At 41.0% G+C, this 8,618-nt stretch carries 6 protein-coding genes; all 6 read right to left on the bottom strand.

What is annotated here, in order from left to right; all coding sequences use genetic code 11:
• Positions 1-158 precede the first annotated feature (158 nt).
• The 6 genes from MHN02_RS04800 to MHN02_RS04775 all read right to left on the bottom strand — a co-directional run bounded on the left by MHN02_RS04800 (position 159) and on the right by MHN02_RS04775 (position 8,399).
• Complete coding sequence (locus MHN02_RS04800) at positions 159-656, bottom strand: hypothetical protein (RefSeq protein ID WP_239244842.1); 498 nt, start codon at positions 654-656, stop codon at positions 159-161.
• A complete protein-coding gene (locus MHN02_RS04795; protein ID WP_239244840.1) occupies positions 656-2,902 on the bottom strand; it encodes a hypothetical protein in 2,247 nt (748 codons plus the stop codon). The genes MHN02_RS04800 and MHN02_RS04795 overlap by 1 nt, the downstream gene beginning before the upstream one ends.
• The gene (locus tag MHN02_RS04790; protein ID WP_239244838.1) at positions 2,895-4,502 is read right to left on the bottom strand and encodes a site-specific integrase; all 1,608 of its coding nucleotides are present in this window, start codon (positions 4,500-4,502) and stop codon (positions 2,895-2,897) included. Before MHN02_RS04790 ends, MHN02_RS04795 begins: the two co-directional genes overlap by 8 nt.
• Positions 4,492-5,835 carry a site-specific integrase gene (locus tag MHN02_RS04785; protein WP_239244836.1) on the bottom strand — a complete coding sequence of 448 codons (1,344 nt, stop codon included), beginning with the start codon at positions 5,833-5,835 and terminating at the stop codon, positions 4,492-4,494. Before MHN02_RS04785 ends, MHN02_RS04790 begins: the two co-directional genes overlap by 11 nt.
• 149 nt (positions 5,836-5,984) lie before the next feature.
• On the bottom strand, positions 5,985-6,569 hold the full coding sequence (locus MHN02_RS04780; RefSeq protein ID WP_039217393.1) for a single-stranded DNA-binding protein: 585 nt from the start codon (positions 6,567-6,569) through the stop codon (positions 5,985-5,987).
• 267 nt (positions 6,570-6,836) lie between these two features.
• Complete coding sequence (locus MHN02_RS04775; protein WP_239244834.1) at positions 6,837-8,399, bottom strand: sodium/sugar symporter; 1,563 nt, start codon at positions 8,397-8,399, stop codon at positions 6,837-6,839.
• Between the last annotated feature and the right edge of the window lie 219 nt (positions 8,400-8,618).

Genomic DNA, 8,618 nt, shown 5'->3' with positions numbered 1-8,618 from the left:
GAAACGGACTTGGGCTGAGAAGAATCTAGCTCAAATCTAAACTGACAGCGACACCTGAAAAAACGGGTAACTGTCAGATCAAGTCTGAGCTAGTACACACTATGTCGCTGATAATTGTGACTGCTCCACATTGGCAGTCACATTAGCTCCTCCATAGATTACTCCCGTCTCTTTGCTGGTAGCCCACTATCAATAGTCACAGCAAGCTTATTCAAATCAACACCATCCATCTTTTGAAGATTGTGCTGCCATCTAGCAAACCTTTCTAACAAAATGTCATTATGGGTACTTAACCTGTTGTTCTCCGAGGTTAGCCTTTCATTCTCGTTTTCAAGCTTTTCAACTCGCTTTATAAGTTCGGCAATAGTTGCATCATCATTGTCCAAGTTTTCCAATAGTTGGCTTAATTTATCAGAGCTATCAAATAGCGACTTGGCTTCTTCGATTGCAGCAGATTTTTTAGATCTAAGCTCTTCTTTCTTTAGGTCAAATGCATGTTTTATTTCATCATGCTTTGTGTAAGTGTGTCTCGATGGGGGACGTTTTAAGCCCAATTCTGATTGAAGCCTTTCTGAAAGAAGATCATATGTAAGTTTACCGCTCCAACCATCAATGATCGCTAGAATCGTTTCTTTGTTGTCTGTTACAAAAGCCATTATGACTCCTCCATATCAGATAGTGCCAAGGCAGTAAGGTCGAAGATTGGTATAACATTTTGCTCATCATTATTGAGTGAACGTTTAACAGGGGAAGGGTCTAATTCGTCAGGAATTCTGATGGGTGTACCATCCGGTCTGTTTGGATCTTCCATCATAGCAATAATGGTTTTAATCTTTGATAACCTAAAGCCTGAGGCAGTTACCCAACGATCAGCACCGAAAACTTTATCTCCTGCTTTAACGATTGCATCCTCTAATTGCTCCTCATTAAGCTTTTCAAGGTTTTTAAGCTCTTCTAGAGTGTTTGGCAGTCCCTTAAGGCATTCATGGTCGCTACAGACCGCACAATCGCCATTTTTAACACACGGGCTTTCTGCATAATTGTGAACACAGTAACCTAACCCTGTGAACTGAGCGACACCTGAGCGATTAATCCCAAGTGACTTGAGAGAGACTGGTAAGCCTAAATCATGCAACACAATTGCAGGAGGTGGCGACTCTGATGTGTATGGCGATAGAAACTGATTAGCTTGAGCAACCGTCATGACACCTTCACCATTTGCAACATGGCCTATACGCTTGGTTAACCGTGACTTTTGCTCTTGAGTTCTACCATCGTAAGCTTTATTTTGTTCTATATCCGCTCGACCTGACCACTTGGCAATCAACCAATCTTCTTCACCAGCCAGTTTCAATTTAGTATTCAACCAATGCCGAGGTTGGTGTGTATTCAATTGTAACCGCGTGCCATCTTCGTCTGTGATTGCCAATTCATCAAAGATTGACTCGATTGTTTCTTCTCCTGAAGGGCGATCTGAACCCATAGCATCACTCACAGCTCCATGACCGACCATTACCCAAGAAAACGGCTTAACATCAAACTCTTTGTGAAACTCATTCTCGCGAACTAAGGTAATGCAATCCCAAAGCTTCACATCACCATAATTGGGAAAGTCTTTTGTTTTATATTTTTGATCAACAACAGAGCGTAGATCTCTATAACTAGGGAATTTGATACTAATCCCTGTAGGGTTATGAGTGTGTTTGGTCAGTATTTCGTTGTCCTGCGAAACTTTACACCCATTCAATAAATCCTTTTTCCAGTCTGACACATGATTGATTTGGTTTATTAAGTTACGTAACCATTTTATTGAACCATTATGTGTCCAACTCATCTGTGTTCCGTTTGAATCCAGACCAGTTTTAAAGCACATTGCTTTTGCAAATTGATTATACGTTAATGGTTTATCTTGCGGAAAATCAGCAGGTGTAATGCAGTGTTCATGTACCATAAAAACATTGGGATTTTCATAAGCAAATTTCGCAGCAGATCTGGCGGGAGCAGAAATATCAATGAGTCTGTCAAATGCCTGCTGTACGACATCCTCTAGTAGTTTAGGCACCCATTTTTTGACGGGATCTCCTCCTTTTGCAGGATGCCACATTAGATATAAACGTCCCTTTTCACTTCTTTGTAGTGAGTTTATTGTTAAACCATTAAGTTCTGTATTTCTGCTTGGCTGACACATCAACATTACACATAGACTGGTGAAGTATTTTTGACGAGGTGTTTTAGCTTTATGAAAGGCATCCGCCACTTGAAGCATTTGATAGTCAGAAGGACATTTCTCCACTTCTTCTTTACGACTGTCTTCATCAAGTTTAATTCTGGAATCGGATGGACGAGGGAAAGGATTTGACCACTCTTGTAAATCTAGTTTGAATCGCTTGTCCTTAATAAACTTCAATATTTTTTCAAATGACAGGCCAATATTGCGCTTGCCTCCAGCACTCAATCCGCTGTTCTTAATCTGCTCTTCCACACGATTAATTACCGTGTTATTGAGGTACATAATATCAATGGCTACTCTACCATTTTGAGTCGCATTTTCTTCTAATGCATTGTGAAGCCATACCAATGAAGAGGCCCACATAACTGAGTCTTTGTGATTGAGCGACTGTTGGTATCGTACATAGGCTTTGGCAAAGTCAGCAAATGGCTGCTTAAATGGTGTATATTTCGAATGATTTTCGCTGTTACCAAATACGATGGTTAATTTCTTTCCTCTTGCTGTATTCCAAGACCACTTATCACATTCCCATCCCTTTTGAATTCCGCTAGGGCTTTCAAAGTCAACATCCTCAAAAAGCGTTAAATCGTTTTTTGCAAATGCTATGAACTCCGCGTAGTTTTTCTGGAAATCAAGTTTATGCTTCGGTGTAAATACCAATACATTAGACATTTAACGCTCCTTCTTTTTCCAGCTCTTGCTTTCTAACATGACACTTTTGAATAACGACTTTGATTGCATCAATACTGCGATTATGACCTTGCAATACAAACTCACTTGCACCCATCTTACGCTTACGATCACGCTCAGTAATGACACTTTTCAGAACTTCTGTATGAGGTGCATTTAACCAAGGTTGGAATTTATTGCAGGTGTAACAATGAATTGTGCCATTAGCACAAAAGCCAAACTTTCCACAGCTTCCGACAGGATTGCCATCGTTGTTGTTGATTCGACTGCGAGGATCATTAGCTCGAATTGCGTCTTTTTCACCATCTATCAAAGTTCCTGAAAATGCTTGCGCCAATGGCGTAAGATCCGCTGCAAGCGCTTCATCAATTCTGTCAGCCATTTCTTCGTTGAACTCTGTATAAACTTTGACTTGCTGGGTATCTGACTGGCCTAGTTCTTCGGCTATTGCATAGTCACTTGCACCTAGCATTGCCATATTGGTCGCATGGGTATAGCGGAATCTCCTTGGATTGATATGCAGGTCACCAAACCCATCATCTAACTTAATCCGTGTTGTTTTTAAAGGGCAAAGTCGAGACAAGCGCCTGATTATTTCATCAACTGATGGATTTCCAATTTTTGTTCGTAAACATAATAAGTCAGGCGTTTTTTGTTGTAGCTGTTCAAATTCATCAAAACTAGCGAGTTTAGACGTTTCTCGTGTATTGAGGAAAATAGGAATTTGGTTCTTTTGTCTAGATGTCAATTTAATATCGAATTGTGTTTCAACAGCATTGATGGATTGATTTGCCTGTGTTTTTAGCACTAGCATTAAATCTTCACCAGAATCCTTCTTGATTTGAAAAGAGCCTCTAAAATGCTCATCACGTTTTTTGGCATTTGGAAGCTGTAAATCAAAGTGTTCAACACCTTCTTCAACCCTTGTTATTAAATCTCTATAGTAGAGATACGTGAGTTGCACAGGACGAGCACCCGTTTGTTGTAGTGCCATGATAAAGGCGTAATCAATCAACGAGATCAGCCTTTCAGTAAAGGCATCCACGTACCAGTTTATAAATGCTGTTTGTTCTTCAAATGAATAGGCACCGCTGAAAGGGCAACCTAAAGCTACGGCTTTTCCTTTTTCATTGCCAGACAGTTTAAGTGAGTTAAGCAACTCAACCGTTTTTTTATCAACTCCTTTGATTTCCTTGTCGTGCCAGTCTAATAAGAATGCACGAATGTAACCCAGCTTATACTCTGTGCTTTTGGTTAGTGTTGCCTTGTAATTTATTACATGTTCTTCATTTATTTTGCCCGTAACGCCAACAGCGAAGAACCACCGACAATATCGAAACAGATTATCTGTATAAGAAGATGAAAATTCACATGCATAATCAGCTAATGCTAACCGAAAATTACTTTCGAACTTAGGATCTAAATTTAGCGAAGCGAGCAACTCAAAATTCAACGACTTATTTGCATCTAATTGCCAAAGATCGTCATACACATCAAATTCATAGTTAGCTTTACTGTATCGCTTATCCGACTTTGTTCTAGCGCTTTTTGAGCCGTGTAATTTTTTTGCTTTAGCTACCATGATAGTCCCCGTCTGTTTTGTGCTTCATCCGCGATTGCATTCTTTGGCGTATCCTTTGCGCCTGTTTTCTTGCAGTTCGCTTGAGATAAATCTCACCTGATTTAAGAGATGAATGTCCATTTAATTCGGCTCTTATCTCCAGCTCTCGCTGCTTTGTAATCTTATTTTCGTCTGCATATTGCTTTGCAGCTTGATGCAGCCCCGCCTGTTCCAATCGTTTTACTTCTTGCCTGACAGCCCTTCTTTCCTCATCAACCTGATCTGACAGTTGATCATTAAAATAATGTCTATAAGAATGAGGTGTAATAGCCCAGAAACGCTCAGGGTTCACACCTTTAATGCTTTTAAATATATCGTTAATTGTTTGTTGAATGAGCGGTTGTCCAGACTGGTAATGTCCCTCCTTATCTTTGTGAGAAACAAAAATAAATGGGTGTGTTTTCGCTACTTTTGTATCAGCACGATGAATCTTGATATAAGTGTTTAGTAAGTCTCTAAGCTCTTTTGTAATAGAAACCGCTCTGCCGAGGGTCTTTGCTGTTGGCTCTTTTACCCTAGGATCATCCTTACTGTCATGTCTTCTAACAACTGACAATGTTGGATTGTCAATATCTGTTCCAATATCGCTAATTCGAAGCGCTAATAACTCAGCACATCTAAATCCTGTTTCATACAAAACTTGAACAATGAGATAGTTTCTAAACTTGATAACTGGGTTTTTAAACGGGTTGTAATGTGAATCAGGCTTAGCTACCTCAACAAAGTCATCAAATACATCATCTGGAATACCAGACTTATCTAAGGAAACTTTCTTCGATTTTCCTTTTGGCTTACCACTCTTAAGTCGAGTTTTCATCTTATCCAGCGCCTCAAAAAGTTCTGCGGCTGCTGGCTTATACTTGACTCTTTCTTGCCCTATAAAGTGAAGAAACTCTGCAATGTGAGCTATACGGGATATATATTGAGATTTACTAATAGTCGGTTTGTCTTGTGATTTTGATAAATAAAACTTTCCCATATCGACCACGTTACTTGCTGGTTTATCTTTAACCACTTTAGCCTGATATGAGCAGTGCTCTTTAAGTTTATTAATATCATCAAGGTTAGGTACTTTACCGTTATATATTTCCTCAAGCAGATCCCTACCGTTAATCTCCTCCCAGCGTTTCAAATGTTTAATGTCTTTCAGGTATTGCTCAATTGATGTTGCAGCTTTAGTCATTCGCAGTTTTTGCGTAACAAAATGAGTGACCCAAAAATCGGGAACGCCATCTTCTCCTAATAAAAAGGCGTAGCGCTCTCCACTTTTAAATTTCTTTACAGCAACTTTCATGAACACCCACTAATAAACATTTATATTTGTTATAAAGTAATATAGTGAATATTTTAAACTTTTCAACATTAATTTTCTAATAAAACTAAAAAAGCCGCTAAAAAGCGGCTTTTAAGATTATTTTTCAACATTTGATATTTTGTCTTTGTCTAGAACGGAATGTCATCGTCGAAGTCAAAATCTGGCTCAGCCATTGGTGGGTTCTTTGGCTGACCTTGATTGCCACCCTGAGGCGCTTGATTGTAGCCACCACCTTGGTTTGAGTTGTAGCCGCCCTGCTGACCACCACCTTGCTGTGGCGCTTGGTTATAGCCGCCCTGCGCTGGAGCTTGATTGTAACCACCTTGGTTGTTTTGAGGACGTTGGTAACCACCGTTACCGCCGCCACCTTCACCACCGCGACCACCAAGCATTTGCATTTGGTCTACGATAATTTCAGTGGTGTATCTATCTTGGCCTTGTTGATCTTGCCACTTACGCGTCTGCAATTTACCTTCAACATAAATTTGCGAGCCCTTTTTCAGGTACTCTCCGGCAATTTCTGCTAAGCGACGGTACATTGTAAGGCGGTGCCACTCAGTGCGCTCTTGAACCTGACCCTGTTGGTCTTTCCAGCTTTCGCTAGTTGCTAGGCTTAAGTTCGCAACGGCGTTTCCGTTAGGCATGTATCTAACTTCAGGATCATTGCCAAGGTTTCCAACAAGAATAACCTTATTAACGCCTTTCGTTGCCATTGATGTCTCCTGTAACGTTTTTAGTGGCTTGCTGTATAACTCTTCTTAGTAAGACATCAGCAAGCGCGAAAGTTCATCGAATATTAGCCGGTTAGTATACCGTATTTTATGAGGGAAAATTGAAGTTTTTCGCCACAGGTTTACGTTACTAACTGCAACACGTTCTAGAACTTAACAAAATTTATTGTCAGCGTCTTCTGAACTTTCGCGTTGTTTTTAGCTAATTTTAGCAAGGGCGTTGCGATTAAAAACGCCCTTCCTTGTCTGCTACCACCACGTAATGTAAAACGCCGCTGTAAGGATAACTACAGCGATAGATGCTACATTAAATCCGCTTGTGGTTTTGAACTGCACTTCGTTTAGGTCGACAGCGTTTTCACTGACACCTTTTTTCTCTAGCAGAGAAACAACCACAGCTAAAGCGACACAAAGCAGGAACACAAGACCAACACGGTCAATAAACGGCAGTTCAGGCCAGAATTGTCTAAACACAATGCTTAAAACAAATGAGCCTAATGCGGCCAATAGACCACCGTTTGCTGTGGTTTTCTTCCAGAACATACCTAAAACGAACAATGCGCAGATACCTGGTGTAAAGAAGCCCGTGAATTCCTGGATATACTGGAATGCTTGATCGAAATTACCCAACAGCGGCTTGGCCACCACCATAGCAATGATAAGCGCGACAAAGCTTACGATACGACCCACTTTCACATAATGCTGCTGCGACTCGTTTGGACGCTTATCTTTATAAAGGTCCATGGTAAAAATAGTAGAAACGCTATTTGTCATCGACGCTAGCGAGGACACAATCGCCGCCACCAAGGCTGCGAAGATAATACCTTTAAGACCAACAGGCATCAGCGTCATTAGGCTTGGGTATGCTTGGTCCGGTTTAGCTAAGTCTGGCACAATTAGAACTGCTGCAATCCCTGGCAATACCACAATTAAAGGCATTAGCAGTTTTAGGAAAGCCGCAAACGCAATACCTTTTTGCGCTTCTTGAACGCTCTTTGCCGCCAACGTGCGCTGAATGATGTACTGATTAAAGCCCCAATACGACAGGTTCATGATCCACATACCGCCAATCAATACAGAAATGCCCGGCAAGTCCATATAGTGCGGGTTGTCTTCTGACAAAATCATGTCGAATTTCTCAGGGAGCTTGTTAGTAAGGTCAACAAAACCTTGGATGGCACCATTGCCGTCACTGATTAGGTTTAACGCCGTATACGACAGAAACAAGCCACCAATAACCAACAGCACGACTTGAATAATGTCGGTGAGTGCTACCGCTTTCAGACCGCCGTAAAGTGAATAGGTTAACGAGAAAAGGCCTAAGAACATCATGCCGTAAACCATATCAACACCCGCGATGGTATTGATGGCCAATGCACCTAACCACAGCACAGCCGTTAGGTTTACAAAAACATAAACACCTAGCCAGAATATTGCCATTACCTTGCGCACGCGATGATCATATCGCTGCTCAAGAAATTGAGGCATGGTGTAAATTTTATGCTTAAGAAAGATAGGTAAGAAGAACTTGCCAACAATAAGCAGCGTAATGGCGGCCATCCACTCATAAGACGCAATGGCAAGCCCTAACTGGTAACCTGACCCCGACATGCCGATGATTTGTTCGGCTGAGATATTGGCGGCAATGAGTGATGCGCCAATTGCCCACCATGGCAAGCTTGAGCCCGCTAGAAAGTAATCATTTGTGTCTTTTTGATGACCCTGCTTTTCGCGAGAAACCCACCACGCAATTCCGACAAGCGCGACGACGTATACCACGAACAACGTGATATCTATTGATGCTAATTTCATAGTTTTTCCCAAAGTTCTTATTTTGGGTGCGGCGATTGTTATGCAGGGTACACAGGTGAAAAATTGTTTTTATTATTATATTGGTTGTTGCCACACCAGTGTCACGTTATTAAAACGCGTTTCGCAAAGCACAATAAATCATAAATGGGTGAAAAACTCACCGTTAAACTTATCGCGTTGTTGCGGGTAGTATTAGTATCACACTTTGTTTACTTTTTT

The sequence above is a fragment of the Alteromonas sp. CNT1-28 genome, from assembly GCF_022348345.1.
Taxonomy (GTDB): Bacteria; Pseudomonadota; Gammaproteobacteria; order Enterobacterales; family Alteromonadaceae; genus Alteromonas; species Alteromonas macleodii.
The sequence above is the reverse complement of the archived record's forward strand: the minus strand, read 5'-3'. Positions and strand labels throughout refer to the sequence as shown.

Excerpts from the sequence above, each read along its gene's own strand:
- MHN02_RS04780 (WP_039217393.1), bottom strand. The coding sequence starts at position 6,569 with ATGGCAACGAAAGGCGTTAATAAGGTTATTCTTGTTGGAAACCTTGGC.
- MHN02_RS04785 (WP_239244836.1), bottom strand. The coding sequence starts at position 5,835 with ATGAAAGTTGCTGTAAAGAAATTTAAAAGTGGAGAGCGCTACGCCTTT.
- MHN02_RS04795 (WP_239244840.1), bottom strand. The coding sequence starts at position 2,902 with ATGTCTAATGTATTGGTATTTACACCGAAGCATAAACTTGATTTCCAG.
- MHN02_RS04800 (WP_239244842.1), bottom strand. The coding sequence starts at position 656 with ATGGCTTTTGTAACAGACAACAAAGAAACGATTCTAGCGATCATTGAT.
- MHN02_RS04775 (WP_239244834.1), bottom strand. The coding sequence starts at position 8,399 with ATGAAATTAGCATCAATAGATATCACGTTGTTCGTGGTATACGTCGTC.
- MHN02_RS04790 (WP_239244838.1), bottom strand. The coding sequence starts at position 4,502 with ATGGTAGCTAAAGCAAAAAAATTACACGGCTCAAAAAGCGCTAGAACA.